A 22410-nucleotide genomic window follows, 5' to 3' on the forward strand; every position below is an offset into this window, starting at 1 on the left:
TGAGAGTTCCGAAAGAAGCTCCCCCCGGTCGACCGACGCAGTCCAGAGACGAGGAATCAAGCCGTGAGCGACGTCCGTAACGTGATCATCATCGGTTCGGGGCCCGCCGGCTATACGGCGGCGCTCTACACCGCCCGTGCGTCGCTGAAGCCCCTGGTGTTCGAGGGCGCTGTCACCGCCGGCGGCGCGCTGATGAACACCACCGAGGTCGAGAACTTCCCTGGCTTCCAGGACGGCATCATGGGCCCCGAGCTCATGGACAACATGCGTGCCCAGGCGGAGCGCTTCGGTGCCGAGCTCATCCCGGACGACGTGGTCACCGTCGATCTGACCGGTGAGATCAAGACCGTCACGGACACCGCCGGCACGGTTCACAAGGCGAAAGCCGTTATCGTCACCACCGGCTCACAGCACCGCAAGCTCGGACTGCCCAACGAGGACGCCCTCTCCGGCCGCGGTGTCTCGTGGTGTGCCACCTGTGACGGGTTCTTCTTCAAGGACCACGACATCGCCGTCATCGGCGGTGGCGACACCGCGATGGAGGAGGCCACCTTCCTCTCCCGCTTCGCCAAGTCCGTGACGATCGTCCACCGCCGTGACACCCTGCGCGCCTCCAAGGCGATGCAGGAGCGGGCCTTCGCCGACCCGAAGATCTCGTTCGTCTGGGACAGCGAGATCGCCGAGGTCCAGGGGGACCAGAAGCTCTCGGGCCTGAAGCTGCGCAACGTCAAGACCGGCGAGCTCTCGGACCTGGCGGTGACGGGCCTGTTCATCGCGATCGGCCACGACCCGCGCACCGAGCTCTTCAAGGGCCAGCTGGAACTGGACGAAGAGGGCTACCTGAAGGTCGAGGCGCCCTCGACGCGTACGAACCTCACCGGTGTCTTCGGCGCCGGCGACGTGGTCGACCACACCTACCGCCAGGCGATCACCGCGGCCGGTACGGGCTGTTCCGCCGCTCTCGACGCCGAGCGTTTCCTCGCCGCTCTCGCGGACGAGGAGAAGGCCGAGCCCGAGAAGACCGCTGTCTGACCCCCACCCGCCCCACGCACCAACCAGTTAAGGAGCCCGCTGTGGCCGGCACCCTGAAGCATGTGACCGACGAATCCTTCGAGCAGGACGTACTCAAGAGCGACAAGCCCGTCCTGGTGGACTTCTGGGCCGCCTGGTGCGGTCCGTGCCGTCAGATCGCCCCGTCCCTCGAGGCGATCGCCGCCGAGTACGGGGACGAGATCGAGATCGTCAAGCTGAACATCGACGAGAACCCGGGTACGGCCGCCAAGTACGGCGTCATGTCCATCCCGACCCTGAACGTCTACCAGGGTGGCGAGGTCGCCAAGACCATCGTCGGCGCCAAGCCGAAGGCCGCGATCGTCCGTGACCTCGAGGAGTTCATCACCGTCACCAAGTGACGGCTGACCGCCTTGCCGGCGGCACATGTTTCACGTGAAACACGAATGGGCCGACCCACCCGGGTCGGCCCATTCGTGTGAGGAGCATCAGAGGGGCCGCAGCGCCGGTTCCTTCTGCACCGCCCCGAGCAGCCGGTCCAGCGCCATCTCGACGTCTTCCTTCCAGGAGAGCGTCGTCCTCAGCTCCAGTCTCAGCCGAGGGTGGGTGGGGTGCTGCCGGACCGTCTTGAAGCCCACGGCCAGCAGATGATCGGCGGGCAGGACACAGGCCGGCTCCTTCCAGCGGGCGTCGCCGAACGCCTCGATCGCCTTGAAGCCCCGGCGCAGCAGGTCCTTGGCCACCGTCTGCACCATCACCCGGCCCAGCCCCTGCCCCTGGTATCCCGGCATGATGAACGCGGTCATCAGCTGCACCGCATCGGGCGACACGGGGCTGGTGGGAAACGCCGTGGAGCGTGGCACATAGGCGGGTGGAGCGTAGAGGACGAAGCCCACGGGAACGTCATCGACGTAGACGATCCTTCCGCAGGATCCCCAGTCCAGGAGGACGGCCGAGATCCACGACTCCTTCTCGACCGAGGAGGTTCCCGCTTTTACCGCTGCCTCGCCGCTGACGGGGTCGAGTTCCCAGAAGACGCACGAGCGGCAGCGCTGGGGGAGATCCGGAAGGTTGTCCAGCGTGAGCGGTACGAGCCGACGGCCCATGAAGGCTGTTCCTCGCTTCCTTCGCCCGCTGCCTCGCGGGCGGCTGTCAGAGCGCTCCGTTCCCTGAGCAGACTGCCGATGAAGCCGCTGACGGCGCCCACCCCCAGCCCCGCGCTCACCAGTGCGGTGCGGCTCGTCATTCGCATGGCCCCTGCCTTGCTCTCAGAGGTACTGCCGGGTGGATGCGCCCTGTCCGAACGCATCGTATCCATGAAGCGATTCCATCGATACCGCCAAAAAGCAAAGGACGGACCGTGTTCCGGTACACACCGGACACGGTCCGTCCCTGGTCACCCAGTCGGCCGAACCCACCGAGGAGTCAGGACTCGGTCTCCACGGAGTCGTCGTCGACCAGGCTCTTCTGCAGAACAGGCCCCTCGCCCGGAGCAAGAGTGCCGAGGATGCGCTCGAGGTCCTCCATGGAGGCGAACTCCACGGTGATCTTGCCCTTCTTTTGCCCCAGGTCGACCTTCACCCGCGTCTCGAAGCGGTCCGAGAGACGCGTCGCCAGGTCCGTCAGGGCCGGGGAGACAAGAGCCCCCGCACGCGGCCCCTTGGACCGCTGAGCCTTCTGGGTATGTGAACCCATCAGGGTCACGATCTCCTCGACCGCCCGCACCGAGAGTCCTTCGGCCACGATCCGGTGGGCCAGCCGGTCCTGCTCCTCGGCGTCCTCGACGGACAGCAGCGCACGTGCGTGTCCGGCGGACAGCACACCGGCGGCCAGCCGGCGCTGAACGGCCGGCGGCAGCTTCAGCAGACGCAGCGTGTTGGACACCTGCGGCCGGGACCGGCCGATGCGGTCCGCCAGCTGGTCCTGCGTGCAGTTGAAGTCCTTCAGCAACTGGTCGTAGGCGGCGGCCTCTTCCAACGGGTTCAGCTGAGCGCGGTGCAGGTTCTCCAGCAGCGCGTCCAGGAGGAGCTTCTCGTCATCCGTCGCCCGCACGACCGCAGGGATCACCTCGAGTCCCGCCTCACGGCAGGCACGCCACCGCCGCTCACCCATGATGAGCTCATAGCGCGCGGGACCCACCTGCCGTACGACAACCGGCTGGAGGAGACCAACCTCCTGGATGGAGGTGATGAGCTCGGACAGAGCGTCCTCGTCAAACACCTCACGCGGTTGCCGCGGGTTCGGCGTAATGGCGTCGAGAGGGATCTCGGCGAAGTGCGCACCCATGGGCGGCGCGGGCACAGCCGCGGCGCTGTGAGCCGAATCCTCTTCCGTTTCACGTGAAACGGTCGTCAGCGTGGCCAAGTTCGCGGCAGCCACCCCCCGCTCGTTCGGCAGCATCGGCAACACCGCAGAAGACGGGGAAGCAGCCCCACCCACCACGGACGGCGTCACCGTCTTCTCCGTCGGGGCAGTAGGGATCAGTGCGCCGAGACCACGGCCCAGCCCTCTCCGTCGCTCGCTCACTGGACGCCCTCCACCATGCTCGGATCGTTCTGCTGTACGCCGAGGTGAGCCTGCGACGCGTCATAGCTGACGCCGACACCCCTCAACGCAATCTCTCGTGCCGCCTCGAAGTAGGAGAGGGCACCGCTTGATCCAGGATCGTAAGTCAGCACCGTCTGCCCATAGCTCGGCGCCTCCGAGATACGGACGGAGCGGGGAATGCTCGTCCGCAGTACCTCGTCGCCGAAGTGGGTGCGCACCTCGTCCGCGACCTGCGACGCGAGCCGCGTCCGGCCGTCGTACATGGTGAGCAGGATCGTCGATACGTGCAGGGCGGGGTTGAGGTGCCCCCGCACCAGGTCGACATTGCGCAGCAGTTGCCCCAGTCCCTCCAGCGCGTAGTACTCGCACTGGATCGGGATCAGGACCTCCTGGCCGGCCACCATCGCATTGACCGTCAGCAGGCCGAGCGAGGGCGGGCAGTCGATGAGGATGTAGTCCAGCGGCTGCTCATACGCCTGGATCGCCCGCTGCAGCCGGCTTTCCCGCGCCACCAGCGACACCAGCTCGATCTCCGCACCGGCGAGATCGATCGTGGCGGGTGCGCAGAAGAGCCCTTCGACATCGGGGACCGGCTGGACGACCTCCGCGAGCGGCTTGCTCTCCACCAAGACGTCATAGATGGAGGGGACCTCGGCATGGTGGTCGATGCCCAGGGCTGTGGACGCATTGCCCTGGGGGTCGAGGTCGATCACCAGGACACGGCTGCCGTGCAGAGCAAGCGACGCGGCAAGGTTGACGGTGGTCGTCGTCTTGCCGACACCACCCTTCTGGTTGGCGACCACGACGACTCGGGTCTGCTCAGGCCGTGGCAGGCCCTCACCGGCTCGCCCCAGAGCCTCCACCGCCAGTTGGGCAGCACGACCGATGGGAGTGTCGTCCATCGGAGGCGGTGTTTCACGTGAAACATCCGCTCCCGTCGACTCGGTACGGGGACCGGGGACCGGATCGGTCATCGGTCCCGCGATGTTGGCGTCGGACCGCAAGGATTCACTCTCCTCGACTTCAGGCTCGCTATGAACAGAGCCTCCCATGCCTTCGGGGTCGTGAACCAGTGAGCCCTGACGTTCTGTGGAGAAAACCACCTCTGTGGACAACTCCACACCCCTTGAGGAGGCCGGTGTCTCGTCAGGAACAGAAGCCTCTCCGAGCGAACCGAGAGGCTTCCGGTCACGGGGTTCGGCCGCAGCGCGGCCCCGACCGATGATGCCGTGCAGCAGTGAGCGATGTTTCACGTGAAACACGATGCACAGCCGCCGAGGCGGCACTGCCGCGACACTCCGGCATACATGGGTTCGGCAGCTTGTGTGGAGTACGTCCGGCCCTCAGGACGGACCACACCCCATCGGGCCACACCCCGACGGACCGGTCACCATCGGTTCGGACCCGCCCGCCCTCAACGTCGGCGCCGGACCCGTCCCGTACGGGCGGCCTTCGCACGCTTCGCCGCGAACCGCACACCGCCCGGGCTCTCCCCGACCTCGACCCGCACCACCGTGGACATCGGATCCACGACGCCCTCGCCCACATGCACGATGGACGTCTCCACGGCACCGAGCTTGCTCAGCGCCGTCCCCGCGCTCTTCAGCTCCTCCTCGGCGGTGTCGCCCTTGAGTGCCAGCATCTCGCCGTAGGGCCGCAGCAGGGGAATGCCCCATGTGGCGAGGCGGTCGAGCGGAGCCACGGCGCGAGCGGTCACCACGTGCACCGGAGGCAGCTTTCCCATGACCTCCTCGGCCCGGCCACGCACGACCGTCACGTGGTCCAGTCCGAGCAACTCGACGACCTCGGTCAGAAAGTTGGTACGCCGGAGCAGCGGCTCCAGCAGAGTGATCTTGAGATCCTCCCGGACCAACGCCAGAGGAATGCCCGGCAGACCGGCACCCGAGCCCACATCGCACACCGTCACACTCTCAGGCACGACCTCCGAGAGCACCGCACAGTTCAGCAGATGTCGCTCCCACAGGCGGGGCACCTCACGCGGCCCGATCAAACCGCGCTGCACACCCGCCTCGGCGAGCAGCTCCGCGTACCGGACCGCATCCTCGAAGCGATCGCCGAACACCTCGCGTGCCTGCTCGGGCGCGGGGGGAAGCTCCGCTGCCTCCGTCACGGGGGACCGTCCTTCCGTACCGTGCCGGCACCAGACGCCGACACCAGAACCACAGAACTATCAGGCTGACAAAGTTCGGCCCCGTCTGCGCAACAGACGGGGCCGGTGGAACGTAGAGCCGATCAGGCGGGAAGCACGACGACGAAGCGCTGCGGCTCCTCGCCCTCGGACTCGCTGCGCAGGCCGGCCGCCTTGACCGCGTCGTGCACGACCTTGCGCTCGAACGGCGTCATCGGGTCCAGCTTCACGGCCTTGCCGCTGCTCCTGGCCTCAGCCGCGGCCTTGGCGCCCAGCTCGGACAGCTCGGTCCTCTTCTTCGCCCGGTAGCCGCCGATGTCGAGCATGAGACGACTGCGGTCCCCGGTCTCCCGGTGCACGGCCAGACGCGTGAGCTCCTGGAGCGCCTCCAGCACCTCACCGTCACGACCCACCAACTTCTGCAGATCACGACTGCCCGTGTCGCTGATGATCGAGACGGAGGCGCGGTCGGCCTCGACGTCCATGTCGATGTCGCCGTCGAGGTCGGCGATGTCGAGCAGACCCTCCAGATAGTCCGCCGCGATCTCGCCCTCCTGCTCCAGGCGGGTCAGGGTGTCTGCGCCCTCGGCAGCGGCGGAGGTGGTGCCTTCCGTCACGGGATGGACTCCTTCTTACTTCTTGGACGGGGACTTGGGCCGCTGCGGACCCTTGCGCTGCCCGGACTGGGCCCTGCTGCGGGTACTGCCGGCGGGCTTGGCGGTGTCCTTCTTGGCAGGGGCGGCGGGCTCGGCGTCCTCGGGCCCCTCCGACTTGGTCAGCGAGGTGGGCTCACCGGCCGCCTTGGCAGTGCCGGACTGACGCTTGGACTTGGTCTGCCGCCTGGGCTGCTGCCGCTTGGGGGTTGCCGCGTCCTCGGCCTGGTCGGCGGCCGTGCTCTCGCCCTTGATCACCGTGCCGTCGGCCTGAGCCGCGAGGCCCGCCTTGTTCAGACCGTTGACGAACTTGCGCTCGTACTCGTTGCGGTCCCGGCCCTTCGCGACGATGGCCTTGACGATGGCTCGCTCACGACGGTTGCGGGTCTTGCCGTGACGGGTGACGTGCTTGGTGAGGCGCTCCAGATAGGAGGCCTGCGCCTTGGAACCCGGCGTGGGGTTGTTGTGGATGACGTACATCTGCTGGCCCATGGTCCACACGTTGGTGGTCAGCCAGTAGACGAGGACACCGACCGGGAAGTTGATGCCGAAGACGGCGAAGATGACGGGGAAGACGTACATCAGCATCTTCTGCTGCTGCATGAACGGCGTCTTCACCGTGGTGTCGACGTTCTTCGTCATCAGCTGGCGCTGCGTGTAGAACTGCGACAGCGACATCATGACGATCATGATGGCCGTGACGACGCGGACATCGGTCAGCGAGGAGTTGAGCGCCTCGACCTTGTCCGCGCTGTCCGTGAACTTCGCCGCGAGCGGGGCACCGAAGATGTGGGCCTTCTGCGCACTCTCCAGCAGACGATCGTTGATCACACCGATGGTGTCGTTCGACGCGATGCTGTTGAGCACGTGATAGAGGGCGAAGAAGAACGGCGACTGCGCCAGGATGGGAAGGCACGAGGAGAGCGGGTTGGTGCCCGTCTCCTTGTACAGCTTCATCATCTCTTCGGACTGGCGCTGCCGGTCGTTCTTGTAACGCTCCTGGATCTTCTTCATCTCCGGCTGGAGCGTCTGCATCGCACGCGTCGCCTTGATCTGCTTCACAAAGAGCGGGATCAGGCAGATACGGATCAGAATCACCAGGGACACGATCGACAGGCCCCAGGCCCACCCGGTGTCAGGGCCGAAGACGGCGCCGTACACCTTGTGGAACTGGACGATGACCCAGGAGACAGGTGTCGTGATGAAGCTGAAGAGGCTGGCAATCGTGTCCACTAATCATGCTCCTTGGGCATGGGACGAGGTCTCTGCGGCCGGGCTCGAAGGACTCGTCGGACCTGTGGGAGAGGTCCACCCCTCGGTGGCCGGTTCGGCGGCGGAGGTCCCGCCCCTGCGTGCACGCCAGGCGTCACGCAGCATTTCGTGCCACCGCGGACGTTTGCGCGGCGGGACATGGTCCACACCACCCAGCGACCACGGATTGCACCGGAGGATGCGCCAGGCCGTGAGCGCTGTGCCCTTGATGGCACCGTGCCGGTCGATGGCCGTGTAGCCGTAGTGGGAACACGACGGGTAGTACTTGCACACCGGCCCCAGCAGCGGACTGATCGTCCACTGGTAGATCTTGATCAGAGCCAGCAGCGGGTACTTCATCGCGCGCCCCCTCCCAGCAGCCGCCGCAGGGCGGCATCCAGGTCTCGGGCCAGTTGTGCATGGTCGGCGTCACCCGCACCGGGCAGCGCTCGTACGACTACCAGGCTACCGGGGGGCAGCTGGTCGACTCGCTCGCGCATCAGATGGCGAAGCCTGCGCTTCACCTTGTTGCGCACCACCGCACCACCCACGGCCTTGCTCACGACGAAACCCGCACGCGACGGGGGAGCGCTCTCCCCAGGCGCATGCGGGTCCGTGGCACCGCTACGAAGATGGACGACGAGATGCCGGTTTCCTGCCCGGCGCCCTCGTCGTACCGCGGTCGCGAAGTCCTCGCGCCGCCTCAGCCGGTTCTCGGTGGGCAGCACGACGGCATGACCTGACCGGGATCAGGCGGACAGACGGGCGCGACCCTTGCCACGGCGGGACGCGAGAATCGCGCGGCCGGCACGGGTACGCATACGCAGCCGGAAGCCGTGGGTCTTGGCGCGACGACGGTTGTTCGGCTGGAAGGTGCGCTTGCTCACTCGGGGGCTCCAGAAAGACTCGGTGTTTGCGGGGTGCCGTCCTGGCTGTCACCGTGCGCCCACGAGTAGCTCGCGTCACGCCCGAGTGCACCGCTGACCGATCACCTTGCATGATCTGTGCCCATCGGAGGCAGGCGGCAGCAGCCATCGACAACTCGACCTGGTCACGGTACGCGCGGCTGCGCCATTCGGTCAAACCGGCGACGACTGGGAGACACTTGTCCACAGCCTGGGGACAACAACTTGAACCGTACCGGCCGCGCTGACTACCGTGGCTGGACTCCGATTATTCGTTCCCTTGACCCTCCACCACCCGATTTACATCCCGACCCGTCCTTCGCATCACACGATCGAAGGACCTGTGAGAGAGCGTGCCCTGTGGCTGACGTACCTGCCGATCTTGCCGCAGTGTGGCCACGCGTACTGGAGCAACTCCTCGGGGAGGGCCGCGGACAGGGAGTCGAGGGCAAGGACGAACACTGGATCCGGCGCTGCCAGCCGCTGGCACTCGTCGCCGACACCGCGCTGCTCGCCGTACCCAACGAGTTCGCGAAGGGCGTGCTCGAGGGCCGCCTCGCCCCCGTCGTCAGCGAGAGCCTGAGCCGCGAGTGCGGACGCCCGATCCGCATCGCGATCACCGTCGACGACACCGTCGGCGAGCCCCCGCCCCCACCGGCACCCCGCCCCCAGCCGCGCTACGAGGAGCCCGAGCTTCCGGCCGTCCGCCAGGACCGCCCCAACCACCCCGACCGGCAGGAACGGCAGGAACGGCAGGAACGCGAGCCGTACGAGGGGTACGACAGCTACGAGGGATACGGCCGCCGGCGCACCGACCCGCAGCAGGGCCCCTCCGGCGACCAGCTGCCCACCGCCCGCCCCGCCTATCCGTCGGAGTACCAGCGCCCGGAGCCCGGAGCCTGGTCGCGGCCGGCGCAGGAGGAGTACGGCTGGCAGCAGCAGCGCCTCGGCTTCCCGGAACGGGACCCGTACGCCACACCCCCGCAGGACACCTACGGCTCACAGGACTCGTACGGCTCACAGGACGGCTACGGCGGCGGCCCGCCCGTACAGGACTACCGACCGCAGCCCATGGACCGGCCGTCCTACGACCAGCAGCGCTCCGACTACGACACGTCGCGCGGTGACTACGACCAGCGCGACGCCATGCGCCGCGAACGGCCCGAACCCCCCTCCGGCTCCGGACACGTCCACCGCGGCGGCCCCGTGGGCCCGAACCTGCCCACCACCGGCGCGCCCGGCCCGCTGGCGGCACAGCCGGCACCGGCGGCCGGCCCCGGTGAACCGACCGCGCGGCTGAACCCGAAGTACCTCTTCGACACGTTCGTCATCGGCGCGTCCAACCGCTTCGCGCACGCGGCCGCGGTCGCCGTCGCCGAGGCACCGGCGAAGGCCTACAACCCGCTGTTCATCTACGGGGAGTCCGGGCTCGGCAAGACCCACCTGCTGCACGCGATCGGACACTACGCACGGAGCCTGTATCCCGGCACGCGCGTGCGGTACGTGAGCTCGGAGGAGTTCACCAACGAGTTCATCAACTCCATCCGCGACGGCAAGGGCGACAGCTTCCGCAAGCGGTACCGCGAGATGGACATCCTGCTCGTCGACGACATCCAGTTCCTGGCGGACAAGGAGTCGACGCAGGAGGAGTTCTTCCACACCTTCAACACGCTCCACAACGCCAACAAGCAGATCGTGCTCTCCAGCGACCGGCCACCCAAGCAGCTGGTCACGCTGGAGGACCGGCTGCGGAACCGTTTCGAGTGGGGACTGATCACCGACGTCCAGCCGCCGGAGCTGGAGACGCGCATCGCGATCCTGCGCAAGAAGGCGGTGCAGGAGCAGCTCAACGCCCCGCCGGAGGTGCTGGAGTTCATCGCCTCCCGGATCTCGCGGAACATCCGGGAGCTGGAGGGCGCGCTGATCCGGGTGACGGCGTTCGCCTCGCTCAACCGGCAGCCGGTGGACCTGGGCCTGACGGAGGTCGTCCTCAAGGACCTGATGCCCGGCGGTGACGACTCGACACCGGAGATCACCTCGACGGCCATCATGGGCGCCACGGCCGACTACTTCGGCCTCACGGTCGAGGACCTGTGCGGCAGCTCCCGGGGCCGCCAGCTGGTGACGGCCCGCCAGATCGCCATGTACCTGTGCCGTGAGCTGACGGACCTGTCGCTGCCGAAGATCGGCGCGCTGTTCGGCGGCCGCGACCACACCACGGTGATGCACGCCGACCGGAAGATCCGCAATCTGATGGCCGAGCGGCGCTCCATCTACAACCAGGTCACCGAGCTCACCAACCGCATCAAGGCCGGCTGAGCGGCCACAGGGCGGACGGCTTCACCAAGGGCGCCCCGGAACGATCCGGGGCGCCCTTCCTCATGCCTCGGGCGCCTCACCTCTGTGACGAGCGATCTGGGGTTGTTCGATTCCGCTGCCGGGTTACGGCCTTCCTCCACAGATTCGGTGACTTTTTCCCGTCCACATCCTGGGGATCGGGAAGTTGTCCCGATCTTGTCCACAGGCAGGCTTGTCGGAGGATCATCGGGCCAGGTCAATGGCCTGTGGATACGTGGACGAACGATCTCCACAGGCTGTGGACAACTCGGCGGCCCTCATCCTGCGCATCGGGTTGTCCACGGGCAACCCACAGGCTGGAGGCGGTTGTCCCCAGTGATCGCCCGGTTCTCCACATGACTGTCCACTGTTCGGCAACACGACGTGCCCTCTCACCGGGGCGAGTGAAAGGCGTCACACCAAGCTGCCACAGGGGCCTGTGGGAAAGACACGAAAACCTGGGGACGGAGCTGGGGAGAACTCGCCCTTCCCTGTGTACGGGATGTGCAGAACTTTCTGTTCTCCACAGAGAGGCCCAGTTGTCCACGGGCTCCACCCACAGGCCCCGTGGACAAAATTGCCACCTTGACCTGGGAAAACAAGGTTATCCACGGTATCCACAGGCCCTACTACTACTCCCAACTAGAGAGAGTGAGGAATCCGTTTCGAAGGAGGCCCTGTGCACAACTCGCTGTCTCGGCCCCGACTGCCACTCGTCACGACTTGACCCCGAGGGGCACCTACTGTCAGTGCGGTGCGTCAGACTGGTCCCCGGTGTCCTTCACCTCACCGGTACCGACGACACCGAGTCAGACGACGAAAGCCAGGCAGGGCGAGAAGCGCCGGCAACAGCAGGAGGCGGCAACAGTGAAGATCCGGGTGGAACGCGACGTACTCGCGGAGGCAGTGGCCTGGGCTGCGCGCAGCCTCCCGGCCCGTCCGCCGGCCCCTGTCCTCGCCGGCCTGCTCCTGAAGGCCGAGGACGGCCAGCTGAGCCTGTCCAGCTTCGACTACGAGGTCTCCGCGCGGGTGTCGGTGGAGGCGGAGGTCGAGGAGGAGGGCACGGTCCTCGTCTCGGGCCGTCTGCTGGCCGACATCTCCCGCGCCCTCCCCAACCGGCCGGTGGAGATCTCCACAGACGGTGTACGGGCGACGGTGGTGTGCGGCTCCTCGCGGTTCACACTCCACACACTGCCTGTGGAGGAGTACCCGGCCCTGCCGCAGATGCCGAACGCGACGGGCACGGTCCCCGGCGAGGTCTTCGCCTCCGCCGTGCAGCAGGTCGCCATCGCGGCCGGCCGTGACGACACGCTGCCCGTGCTCACCGGTGTGCGCATCGAGATCGAGGGAGACACCGTCACACTGGCCTCCACCGACCGCTACCGCTTCGCGGTCCGCGAGTTCCTGTGGAAGCCGGAGAACCCGGAGATCTCCGCGGTCGCCCTGGTGCCCGCCAAGACGCTCCAGGACACCGCCAAGGCGCTGACCAGCGGTGACCAGGTGATCCTGGCGCTGTCCGGCTCGGGTGCGGGTGAGGGCCTGATCGGCTTCGAGGGCGCCGGCCGCCGTACCACCACGCGCCTGCTGGAGGGCGACCTCCCGAAGTACCGCACGCTGTTCCCGACCGAGTTCAACAGCGTCGCCGTGATCGAGACCGCTCCCTTCGTGGAGGCCGTCAAGCGCGTGGCCCTGGTCGCCGAGCGCAACACCCCGGTGCGGCTGAGCTTCGAGCAGGGCGTGCTCATCCTGGAGGCCGGTTCCAGTGACGACGCACAGGCTGTGGAAAGGGTCGACGCCCAGCTGGAGGGCGACGACATCTCGATCGCCTTCAACCCGACGTTCCTGCTGGACGGCCTGAGCGCCATCGACTCCCCGGTGGCCCAGCTGTCCTTCACCACCTCCACCAAGCCGGCGCTGCTCAGCGGCCGTCCGGCGGTGGACGCGGAGGCGGACGAGGCCTACAAGTACCTGATCATGCCGGTGCGGCTCAGCGGCTGAGGTGTGCCCGCCGCAGCGACTGCTGGGGGCGGGGTTGTCCCCCGCAAGATCGCAGTATGCCGGTGCGGCTCAGTGGCTGACCGCCGTCCCGAGCAAAGCCGCAGGTGGGGGCTGCGTATGAGCGCGTATGCCCACAGATGTGCGCGAGCGTCCGGGTTTAGGCTCGGACGCCGGCACGTAGGTGCCGTCACGTCACGTCGCATACCTAAGGATCACAACTGATGGAGCTCGGTCTCGTCGGCCTCGGCAAGATGGGCGGCAACATGCGCGAGCGGATTCGCCGCGCGGGTCACACCGTCTTCGGATACGACCGCAACCCGGACCTCGCCGATGTCCACAGCCTGCAGGAGCTTGTGGGCAAGCTCAGCGGCCCCCGTGTGGTGTGGGTGATGGTTCCGGCGGGCGGGCCGACCCAGTCCACGATCGATGAGCTCGCCGAGCTTCTCGAGCCGGGTGACGTCGTCGTGGACGGTGGAAACTCCCGCTGGACGGACGACGAGAAGCACGCGGGGGAGCTGGCGGCCAAGGGCATCGGCTTCGTCGACTGCGGCGTCTCGGGCGGCGTCTGGGGCCTGGAGAACGGCTACGCGCTGATGTACGGGGGCGACAAGGAGAACGTCGCCAAGGTGCAGCCGGTGTTCGACGCCCTCAAGCCGGAGGGCGACTTCGGTTCGGTGCACGCGGGCAAGGTCGGCGCGGGCCACTTCGCGAAGATGGTCCACAACGGCATCGAGTACGCCATGATGCAGGCCTACGCCGAGGGCTGGGAGCTGCTGGAGAAGGTCGACTCGGTGACCGACGTCCGTGAGGTGTTCCGCTCCTGGCAGGAGGGCACCGTCATCCGTTCCTGGCTGCTGGACCTCGCGGTGAACGCCCTGGACGAGGACGAGCACCTGGACGAGCTCCGGGGTTTTGCACAGGACTCCGGTGAGGGACGCTGGACTGTGGAGGCCGCCATCGACAACGCGGTCCCGCTGCCGGCGATCACCGCCTCGCTGTTCGCGCGGTTCGCCTCGCGTCAGGAGGACTCGCCGCAGATGAAGATGATCGCGGCGCTGCGGAACCAGTTCGGCGGTCACGCGGTCGAGAAGAAGTAGTCCACAGGGCACGTCCCGTATCCACAGGACCGTTTCCGCGGTTCGCAACGTCGGGGGAGGTCGGCGGAACGACCATGCACGTCACGCATCTGTCGCTGGCCGACTTCCGGTCCTATCCCCGGGTCGAGGTCCCGCTCGACCCGGGGGTGACGGCCTTCGTCGGGCCCAACGGGCAGGGCAAGACGAACCTGGTCGAGGCGGTCGGCTACCTGGCCACCCTCGGCAGCCACCGGGTCTCCTCCGACGCCCCACTGGTCCGCATGGGGGCCGACCGCGCGATCATCCGGGCTCAGGTGCGTCAGGGCGAGCGGCAGCAGCTGGTCGAGCTGGAGCTGAACCCGGGCCGTGCCAACCGCGCCCGCATCAACAGGTCCTCGCAGGTCAGGCCCCGGGACGTGCTGGGGATCGTCCGCACGGTGCTGTTCGCGCCCGAGGACCTCGCCCTGGTCAAGGGCGACCCCGGTGAACGGCGCCGGTTCCTGGACGAGCTGATCACCGCGCGCTCCCCGCGCATGGCCGGTGTCCGCTCGGACTACGACCGGGTGCTCAAGCAGCGCAACACCCTGCTGAAGTCGGCCGCGCTGGCGCGCCGGCACGGCGGCCGCACCCTGGACCTGTCCACGCTCGACGTCTGGGACCAGCACCTCGCGCGTGCGGGCGCCGAGCTCCTGGCGCAGCGGCTGGATCTGATCGGTGCGCTCCAGCCGCTGGCCGACAAGGCGTACGAGCAGCTCGCGCCCGGTGGTGGGCCGGTCGCCCTGGAGTACAAGCCGTCCGCGCCCGGTGAGGCCCATACGCGCGAGGACCTGTTCGAGCAGCTGATGGCGGCCCTCGCGGAGGCGCGCAAGCCGGAGATCGAGCGGGGCGTCACCCTGGTCGGTCCACACCGCGACGACCTGCTGCTCAGGCTGGGTCAGTTGCCCGCCAAGGGTTATGCCTCCCACGGCGAGTCCTGGTCGTACGCGCTGGCGTTGCGTCTGGCCTCCTACGACCTGCTGCGGGTGGAGGGCAACGAGCCGGTGCTGGTGCTCGACGACGTCTTCGCCGAGCTGGACGCGCGGCGGCGCGAGCGTCTGGCGGAGCTGGTGGCGCCCGGTGAGCAGGTCCTGGTGACCGCGGCGGTCGACGACGACGTGCCCCATGTGCTGGCGGGTGCGAGGTTCGCCGTGGCCGAGGGGACGGTGGAGCGCGTATGAGCGGGCCGGACACGCCCTCGGGTGACGGTGGGAAGGCCCCCGAGCCGTCCGGTGTCGACCTCGCGCGCGTGGCGTTGCGTGCGGCCAAGGAGGCGGCACGCGCGCGTGGGGACGCGGCGCAGCAGCGGAAGCAGGCGCGGCGCGGCGGCCTGCGTTCCGGTGCGCGCGCCGACCGGCGCGATCCGATGGCGCTCGGCCCGGCGATCAGCCGGCTGCTCACCGAGCGCGGCTGGGAGGCTCCGGCCGCGGTGGGTGGGGTGATGGGGCGCTGGCCCGAGATCGTCGGCGGGGACGTGGCCAAGCACTGTGAGCCGGAGCGGTACGACGAGGACGAGCGGGTGCTGGTCGTGCGCTGCGACTCCACGGCGTGGGCGACGAATCTGCGGCTGCTCGCGCCGACTCTGGTCGCGCGCCTGAACGAGGACCTCGGGCACGGCACCGTGCGGTTGATCAAGGTCGTCGGCCCTGTCGGTCCGGCCCGTCGTTTCGGGCCTCTGCGCGCTCCCGGAAGTACGGGTCCCGGGGACACGTACGGGTGATCCGGTGCCCGTTTCGGGCCCTTCGGTCACACGTGATGGACATCACAGCGCGGGTCTCGACGGTGCTGTTCCGCCGTCGGTGCCCGTTTCTTCGTGGCACCGCACGCGGTTGCGAATCGTCACCTGACTCCTAAGTAGCCAAGGGTTGACGGCCCGAAGCGCTGAGTGCCCTCGTGGGGCTCCTGGAGCCCCCATCCGCATATCGGGAGTCGGACGAGACCGGTTGAGGGCGGCACATGCGGACTCAGGTGCCCGCAAACCCCCATCGATGTCAGTGCTACCGGTAGAATGGAAGACAATCCCGCCCCGAACGTGGGGACCGCCCGGGAAAAGCTGAGCAACGCTGATCAAGGCTTACCAACGCAACATGCCGCAGCCGCTCCGGCAACCTGCCGACGAGCCCGGCTCGTGCTGTGCCAGAAAGGGCGCTTCGTGGCCGATTCCGGCAACCCCAACGAGAACATCCCGTCCACCGACACCGGCGTGAACAGCGCGGCGAGCACCTCGGGTACCGAGGTCACCGCCTCGTACGACGCCAGTGCCATCACCGTCCTCGAGGGTCTGGACGCGGTCCGCAAGCGACCCGGTATGTACATCGGTTCCACCGGTGAGCGGGGACTGCACCACCTGGTGCAGGAGGTCGTCGACAACTCGGTCGACGAGGCGCTGGCCGGCCACGCGGACACCATCGACGTCACGATCCTCGCCGACGGCGGCGTGCGGGTCGTCGACAACGGACGTGGCATCCCGGTCGGCATCGTCCCCTCCGAGGGCAAGCCGGCCGTGGAGGTCGTGCTGACGGTCCTGCACGCGGGCGGAAAGTTCGGTGGCGGCGGCTACGCGGTCTCCGGCGGTCTGCACGGCGTGGGTGTCTCCGTCGTGAACGCCCTGTCGACCAAGGTGTCCGTCGAGATCAGGACCGACGGCCACCGCTGGACGCAGGATTACAAGTTGGGCGTCCCGACGGCCCCGCTTGCCAAGCACGAGGCCACGGACGAGCACGGCACCTCGGTCACCTTCTGGGCCGACCCGGACATCTTCGAGACCACCGACTACTCCTTCGAGACGCTGTCGCGGCGCTTCCAGGAGATGGCGTTCCTCAACAAGGGGCTGCGCATCAACCTCACCGACGAGCGCGAGTCGGCGAAGGCCACAGCCGGGGCGGATGAGGCGGGCGAGGACGAGAAGTACGAGGTCAAGGCCGTCTCGTACCACTACGAGGGTGGCATCGTCGACTTCGTGAAGTACCTCAACTCCCGCAAGGGAGAGGTGGTGCACCCCACCGTGATCGACCTCGAGGCGGAGGACAAGGACAGGAGCCTGGCCCTCGAACTCGCGATGCAGTGGAACGGTGGTTACAGCGAGGGCGTGTACTCCTTCGCCAACATCATCCACACGCACGAGGGCGGTACGCACGAAGAGGGCTTCCGGGCCGCGCTGACCTCGCTGATCAACAAGTACGCGCGTGACAAGAAGTTGCTGCGCGAGAAGGACGACAACCTCACGGGTGACGACATCCGCGAGGGTCTGACCGCGATCATCTCGGTGAAGCTGAGCGAGCCCCAGTTCGAGGGTCAGACGAAGACCAAGCTGGGCAACACCGAGGTCAAGACCTTCGTGCAGAAGGTCGTCTACGAGCACCTCAACGACTGGCTGGACCGCAACCCCAACGAGGCCGCGGACATCATCCGCAAGGGCATCGCGGCGGCCACCGCGCGTGTGGCGGCCCGCAAGGCGCGCGACCTGACCCGCCGCAAGGGTCTGCTGGAGTCGGCGTCGCTGCCGGGCAAGCTGTCCGACTGCCAGTCCAACGACCCGACCAAGTGCGAGATCTTCATCGTCGAGGGTGACTCCGCCGGCGGTTCGGCCAAGTCCGGCCGGAACCCGCAGTACCAGGCGATCCTCCCGATCCGCGGCAAGATCCTCAACGTCGAGAAGGCGCGCATCGACCGGATCCTGCAGAACCAGGAGATCCAGGCGATGATCTCCGCGTTCGGCACGGGCGTGCACGAGGACTTCGACGTCGAGAAGCTCCGCTATCACAAGATCATTCTGATGGCGGACGCCGATGTCGACGGCCAGCACATCAACACGCTGCTGCTGACCTTCCTGTTCCGCTTCATGCGGCCGCTGGTGGAGCACGGGTACGTCTACCTGTCCCGTCCGCCGCTCTACAAGATCAAGTGGGGCAGGGACGACTTCGAGTACGCGTACTCCGACCGCGAACGCGACGCGCTGATCGAGATGGGCCGCAATGCCGGCAAGCGCATCCGCGAGGACTCCGTCCAGCGCTTCAAGGGTCTCGGTGAGATGAACGCCGAGGAGCTGCGCATCACCACGATGGACCAGGAGCACCGGGTCCTCGGACAGGTCACCCTGGACGACGCCGCCCAGGCCGACGACCTGTTCTCGGTCCTCATGGGCGAGGACGTCGAAGCCCGCCGCGCGTTCATCCAGCGCAACGCCAAGGACGTCCGCTTCCTCGACATCTGAGTCGGTCTCAGCTGACCGCATCAGGAAGGACCTTCACCAGCAATGACCGACGAGAACACTCCTGTGACGACGCCCGAGGGTGACGCCCTGGCCATGCGTGTCGAGCCCGTCGGGCTCGAGACGGAGATGCAGCGCTCCTATCTCGACTACGCGATGTCCGTCATCGTCTCGCGTGCGCTGCCGGACGTCCGTGACGGCCTCAAGCCCGTGCACCGCCGCGTGCTGTACGCAATGTACGACGGCGGCTACCGGCCCGAGCGCGGCTTCTACAAGTGCGCCCGCGTCGTCGGTGACGTCATGGGCAATTACCACCCGCACGGCGACAGCTCCATCTACGACGCCCTGGTGCGCCTCGCCCAGCCCTGGTCGATGCGGATGCCGCTCGTCGACTCCAACGGCAACTTCGGCTCGCCGGGCAACGACCCGGCGGCGGCCATGCGGTACACCGAGTCCAAGATGGCGCCGTTGGCGATGGAGATGGTCCGCGACATCGACGAGGAGACCGTCGACTTCACGGACAACTACGACGGCCGCTCCCAGGAGCCGACCGTCCTGCCGGCCCGCTTCCCGAACCTGCTGATCAACGGCTCGGCCGGTATCGCGGTCGGCATGGCGACCAACATCCCCTCGCACAACCTGCGCGAGGTCGCGGCCGGCGCCCAGTGGTACCTGGAGAACTTCGAGTCCTCGCACGAGGAACTGCTGGACGCGCTCATCGAGCGCATCAAGGGCCCCGACTTCCCGACCGGTGCCCTCGTGGTCGGCCGCAAGGGCATCGAGGAGGCGTACCGCACGGGCCGCGGCTCGATCACCATGCGCGCGGTGGTCGAGGTCGAGGAGATCCAGAACCGCCAGTGCCTGGTGGTCACGGAGCTGCCCTACCAGACCAACCCCGACAACCTCGCGCAGAAGATCGCCGACCTGGTGAAGGACGGCAAGATCGGCGGCATCGCGGACGTCCGCGACGAGACGTCCTCCCGGACCGGCCAGCGCCTGGTCATCGTGTTGAAGCGGGACGCGGTCGCCAAGGTCGTCCTGAACAACCTCTACAAGCACACCGACCTGCAGTCGAACTTCGGCGCCAACATGCTGGCCCTGGTCGACGGAGTGCCGCGCACGCTCTCCCTGGACGCGTTCATCCGGCACTGGGTGAACCACCAGATCGAGGTCATCGTCCGCCGTACGCGCTTCCGGCTGCGCAAGGCCGAGGAGCGGGCGCACATCCTGCGTGGCCTGCTGAAGGCCCTGGACGCCATCGACGAGGTCATCGCGCTGATCCGGCGCAGCGACACCGTGGAGATCGCGCGCGGGGGCCTGATGGACCTCCTGCGGATCGACGAGATCCAGGCCAACGCCATCCTCGAGATGCAGCTGCGCCGACTGGCCGCCCTGGAACGCCAGAAGATCGTCCAGGAGCACGACGAGCTCCAGACGAAGATCAACGAGTACAACGAGATCCTCGCCTCCCCGGTCCGCCAGCGCGGCATCGTCAGCCAGGAGCTGGCCGCGATCGTCGAGAAGTACGGCGACGACCGCAAGACGAAGCTGATCCCCTACGAGGGCGACATGTCCATGGAGGACCTGATCGCCGAAGAGGACATCGTCGTCACGGTCACGCGCGGCGGCTACATCAAGCGCACCAAGACCGACGACTACCGGGCCCAGAAGCGCGGCGGCAAGGGCGTACGCGGCACGAAGCTCAAGGAAGACGACATCGTCAACCACTTCTTCGTGTCCACCACCCACCACTGGCTGCTGTTCTTCACCAACAAGGGCCGGGTCTACCGGGTGAAGGCCTACGAGCTGCCCGACGCCGGCCGGGACGCGCGCGGGCAGCACGTGGCGAATCTGCTGGCCTTCCAGCCGGACGAGACGATCGCCCAGATCCGCGCGATCCGCGACTACGAGGCGGTGCCCTATCTGGTCCTGGCCACCAAGGCGGGCCTGGTGAAGAAGACGTCGCTGAAGGACTACGACTCCCCGCGCTCGGGCGGCGTGATCGCGATCAACCTGCGGGAGCAGGAGGACGGTTCCGACGACGAACTGATCGGTGCCGAACTCGTCTCGGCCGACGACGATCTGCTGCTGATCAGCAAGAAGGCGCAGTCGATCAGGTTCACGGCGACGGACGACACGCTCCGTCCCATGGGCCGTGCGACCTCGGGCGTCAAGGGCATGAGTTTCCGCGGGGGGGACGAGCTGCTCTCGATGAATGTTGTTCGACCCGGTACGTTCGTGTTCACTGCCACAGACGGCGGGTACGCGAAGCGGACCGCTGTCGACGAGTACCGCGTCCAGGGTCGCGGCGGCCTCGGCATCAAGGCTGCCAAGATTGTCGAGGACCGCGGCACCCTCGTCGGCGCGCTGGTGGTCGAGGAGACCGACGAGATCCTCGCCATCACGCTGTCGGGTGGTGTGATTCGTACGCGAGTCAACGAGATCAGGGAAACCGGCCGTGACACCATGGGCGTCCAACTGATCAATCTGGGCAAGCGCGATGCCGTGGTCGGCATCGCCCGTAACGCCGAGGCTGGACGCGAGGCGGAGGAAGTCGACGGCGACGTGGCCGTGGACGAGTCCGCCGACGGGGCCGCGACCGCCGGCACGGACGAGGGTGAGGCGCCCTCGCCCGAGTAGCACGAGGAGTGAGACAGCGTGAGCGGAGCCACGGGCGCCGGACCGGCCGGTACCAGCAGGGGAACGGACGGCGGCGGCCGTGGCTCCGCCGCGCGGGCGGCGGATCCGCATACGACCAATCTCAAAGCGATCAAGCCGCCCGCCAAGGACGCCTCCTCGTCCGGCAGGCAGGGATCCCAGGGGGGAACCGTGACGGACACCAGAGGCCCGCAGCAGGCCGCGCCCGACCAGGGCGCCGCCGCTCAGACGGCCTCACCGCTGCCGGGGGAACGGCAGTCGCAGCAGCAGGCGGGCCCGTACCACCCGCCGCAGGCCTACCCGGCGCAGGCCGCCGGTACGGCGGCCGGTCAGACCGGCGCGGTACGGCGTCCCCGCACGGGGGCGCGGACCACTCCGCGCGTGCGCAAGGCGCGTCTGCGGGTGTCGAAGGCCGACCCGTGGTCGGTGATGAAGGTCAGCTTCCTGCTCTCCATCGCGCTCGGCATCTGCACGATCGTCGCGTCCGCGGTGCTGTGGATGGTCATGGACGCCATGGGTGTGTTCTCGACGGTCGGCGGCACGATCTCCGAGGCGACCGGTTCCAACGATTCGAACGGCTTCGACCTCCAGTCGTTCCTGTCGCTGCCCAACGTCCTGATGTTCACGACGATCATCGCGGTCATCGACGTCGTCCTGGCGACGGCGCTCGCGACGCTCGGCGCGTTCATCTACAACCTCTCCGCGGGCTTCGTGGGCGGTGTCGAGCTGACCCTGGCCGAGGACGAATGAGCTGATCACCAGGCTTTCCCCGCCCGCTCCGGCGGTCCTGCGACAACCGATTTTGGGACTGCCCCGGTCGTGCGCTAATCTTCAGGAGTCAGCGCGCGGGACATACACCGCAGAGCGCGGCGGGGCTATAGCTCAGTTGGTTAGAGCGCATCCCTGATAAGGATGAGGCCACAGGTTCAAATCCTGTTAGCCCCACCAGTGAGAAGACCCCCGGTCGAAAGCGACCGGGGGTCTTTGACGTGTGTGGTCTCGGTGATGTGCCGCACACAGCGCGGAAGACCCCCGGTCGGATGTCGACCGGGGGTCTTCCGGTGTCGGCTCGGGCCGTGGTGCTGTACGCAAGTTCGCCAGGACTCGGGAAGCGGCGACGGCACGAGGTGGGGGCGGGAGCGGCCCCCGCGATCAGCGCTGGAGGGGGATGCGGCCGGTGACGGGTTCCGCGCGGGTGGACGCCGTGTCGTCGGAGCAGTCCGCGGAGTCGGACTCCGCCGTCGTGTCCGAGAGCGGACGGTGCCGGCAGCTGGGAGACTTGCCGTGGGCCTCGGCGTGGATGCGCTGTTTCATCGTGGGGGGCAGGGCCCTGGCCAGTGACCAGGACCAGAGGGGCGTCATCGGCGCCGACACGTTCGGGACGCTGTCGCTGTTGCGCGTCTTGTCGGTCTGCGGTACGGCCGCGGAGGCGGTCGTGGTGATGAGTCCGAGCGCCGTGCACAGCGCGAGGAAGGCGGTGACGATGGCGTTCCACAGCTTCATGACCTTGTTCCGGGCCATGGCCCCTCACTTTCGGGTTGGGCGATTTGCGTACTTTCCTCATGATGTGTATGGGGCT

The 22410-nt window shown here is 67.7% G+C and carries 20 protein-coding genes and 1 tRNA gene; 11 read left to right on the forward strand and 10 right to left on the reverse strand.

The window, feature by feature from the left end:
* Positions 1-63 precede the first annotated feature (63 nt).
* Both trxB and trxA read left to right on the forward strand, forming a co-directional pair.
* Positions 64-1032, forward strand: coding sequence for a thioredoxin-disulfide reductase (gene trxB, locus ACH4VX_RS17845; protein ID WP_398368325.1), 969 nt, complete (start codon positions 64-66; stop codon positions 1030-1032).
* 41 nt (positions 1033-1073) lie between these two features.
* Complete coding sequence (gene trxA / locus ACH4VX_RS17850; protein ID WP_398368326.1) at positions 1074-1412, forward strand: thioredoxin; 339 nt, start codon at positions 1074-1076, stop codon at positions 1410-1412.
* 87 nt (positions 1413-1499) lie between these two features.
* Here the strand turns inward: trxA and ACH4VX_RS17855 are convergent, their stop codons facing one another.
* The 9 genes from ACH4VX_RS17855 to rpmH all read right to left on the reverse strand — a co-directional run bounded on the left by ACH4VX_RS17855 (position 1500) and on the right by rpmH (position 8498).
* Positions 1500-2117 carry a GNAT family N-acetyltransferase gene (locus ACH4VX_RS17855; RefSeq protein WP_398368327.1) on the reverse strand — a complete coding sequence of 206 codons (618 nt, stop codon included), beginning with the start codon at positions 2115-2117 and terminating at the stop codon, positions 1500-1502.
* Between the two features lie 319 nt (positions 2118-2436).
* Positions 2437-3537, reverse strand: coding sequence for a ParB/RepB/Spo0J family partition protein (locus ACH4VX_RS17860; protein WP_398368328.1), 1101 nt, complete (start codon positions 3535-3537; stop codon positions 2437-2439).
* Entirely contained in the window at positions 3534-4610 is a 1077-nt protein-coding gene (locus tag ACH4VX_RS17865) for a ParA family protein (protein ID WP_398368430.1), read from the reverse strand. The genes ACH4VX_RS17860 and ACH4VX_RS17865 overlap by 4 nt, the downstream gene beginning before the upstream one ends.
* 362 nt (positions 4611-4972) lie before the next feature.
* Positions 4973-5689, reverse strand: a complete 717-nt coding sequence (gene rsmG, locus ACH4VX_RS17870; RefSeq protein ID WP_398368329.1) for a 16S rRNA (guanine(527)-N(7))-methyltransferase RsmG — start codon at positions 5687-5689, stop codon at positions 4973-4975.
* 122 nt (positions 5690-5811) lie between these two features.
* Positions 5812-6324: a protein jag gene (locus ACH4VX_RS17875; protein ID WP_398368330.1), complete on the reverse strand. Its 513-nt coding sequence runs from the start codon at positions 6322-6324 to the stop codon at positions 5812-5814.
* 15 nt (positions 6325-6339) lie between these two features.
* Positions 6340-7593 carry a membrane protein insertase YidC gene (yidC, locus tag ACH4VX_RS17880; protein ID WP_398368331.1) on the reverse strand — a complete coding sequence of 418 codons (1254 nt, stop codon included), beginning with the start codon at positions 7591-7593 and terminating at the stop codon, positions 6340-6342.
* Positions 7594-7596: 3 nt separating this feature from the next.
* A complete protein-coding gene (gene yidD, locus ACH4VX_RS17885; protein WP_398368332.1) occupies positions 7597-7971 on the reverse strand; it encodes a membrane protein insertion efficiency factor YidD in 375 nt (124 codons plus the stop codon).
* Entirely contained in the window at positions 7968-8339 is a 372-nt protein-coding gene (rnpA, locus tag ACH4VX_RS17890) for a ribonuclease P protein component (protein WP_398368333.1), read from the reverse strand. Before rnpA ends, yidD begins: the two co-directional genes overlap by 4 nt.
* A 21-nt stretch (positions 8340-8360) precedes the next feature.
* A complete protein-coding gene (gene rpmH / locus ACH4VX_RS17895; RefSeq protein WP_003949374.1) occupies positions 8361-8498 on the reverse strand; it encodes a 50S ribosomal protein L34 in 138 nt (45 codons plus the stop codon).
* Positions 8499-8876: 378 nt separating this feature from the next.
* Here rpmH and dnaA point away from each other — a divergent pair, with 378 nt between their 5' ends.
* From dnaA to ACH4VX_RS17940, 9 genes are all read left to right on the forward strand, one after another.
* Entirely contained in the window at positions 8877-10835 is a 1959-nt protein-coding gene (dnaA, locus tag ACH4VX_RS17900) for a chromosomal replication initiator protein DnaA (RefSeq protein ID WP_398368334.1), read from the forward strand.
* A gap of 885 nt (positions 10836-11720) precedes the next feature.
* A complete protein-coding gene (gene dnaN / locus ACH4VX_RS17905; RefSeq protein WP_398368335.1) occupies positions 11721-12851 on the forward strand; it encodes a DNA polymerase III subunit beta in 1131 nt (376 codons plus the stop codon).
* Between the two features lie 221 nt (positions 12852-13072).
* The gene (gene gnd / locus ACH4VX_RS17910) at positions 13073-13948 is read left to right on the forward strand and encodes a phosphogluconate dehydrogenase (NAD(+)-dependent, decarboxylating) (RefSeq protein WP_398368336.1); all 876 of its coding nucleotides are present in this window, start codon (positions 13073-13075) and stop codon (positions 13946-13948) included.
* 74 nt (positions 13949-14022) lie between these two features.
* Positions 14023-15144, forward strand: a complete 1122-nt coding sequence (gene recF, locus ACH4VX_RS17915) for a DNA replication/repair protein RecF (protein ID WP_398368337.1) — start codon at positions 14023-14025, stop codon at positions 15142-15144.
* Positions 15141-15683 carry a DUF721 domain-containing protein gene (locus ACH4VX_RS17920; protein ID WP_398368338.1) on the forward strand — a complete coding sequence of 181 codons (543 nt, stop codon included), beginning with the start codon at positions 15141-15143 and terminating at the stop codon, positions 15681-15683. The genes recF and ACH4VX_RS17920 overlap by 4 nt, the downstream gene beginning before the upstream one ends.
* A gap of 432 nt (positions 15684-16115) precedes the next feature.
* Positions 16116-18176, forward strand: a complete 2061-nt coding sequence (gene gyrB / locus ACH4VX_RS17925) for a DNA topoisomerase (ATP-hydrolyzing) subunit B (RefSeq protein ID WP_398368339.1) — start codon at positions 16116-16118, stop codon at positions 18174-18176.
* Between the two features lie 42 nt (positions 18177-18218).
* Complete coding sequence (gene gyrA / locus ACH4VX_RS17930; RefSeq protein ID WP_398368340.1) at positions 18219-20813, forward strand: DNA gyrase subunit A; 2595 nt, start codon at positions 18219-18221, stop codon at positions 20811-20813.
* An 18-nt stretch (positions 20814-20831) separates the two neighbouring features.
* Positions 20832-21581: a DUF3566 domain-containing protein gene (locus ACH4VX_RS17935; protein WP_398368341.1), complete on the forward strand. Its 750-nt coding sequence runs from the start codon at positions 20832-20834 to the stop codon at positions 21579-21581.
* A 121-nt stretch (positions 21582-21702) separates the two neighbouring features.
* Positions 21703-21779, forward strand: a tRNA-Ile gene (locus tag ACH4VX_RS17940).
* Between the two features lie 204 nt (positions 21780-21983).
* Here the strand turns inward: ACH4VX_RS17940 and ACH4VX_RS17945 are convergent.
* Positions 21984-22352, reverse strand: a complete 369-nt coding sequence (locus tag ACH4VX_RS17945) for a DUF6344 domain-containing protein (RefSeq protein WP_398368342.1) — start codon at positions 22350-22352, stop codon at positions 21984-21986.
* Positions 22353-22410 lie beyond the last annotated feature (58 nt).

The sequence above is a fragment of the Streptomyces sp. NPDC020731 genome, from assembly GCF_044334705.1.
Taxonomy (GTDB): Bacteria; Actinomycetota; Actinomycetes; order Streptomycetales; family Streptomycetaceae; genus Streptomyces.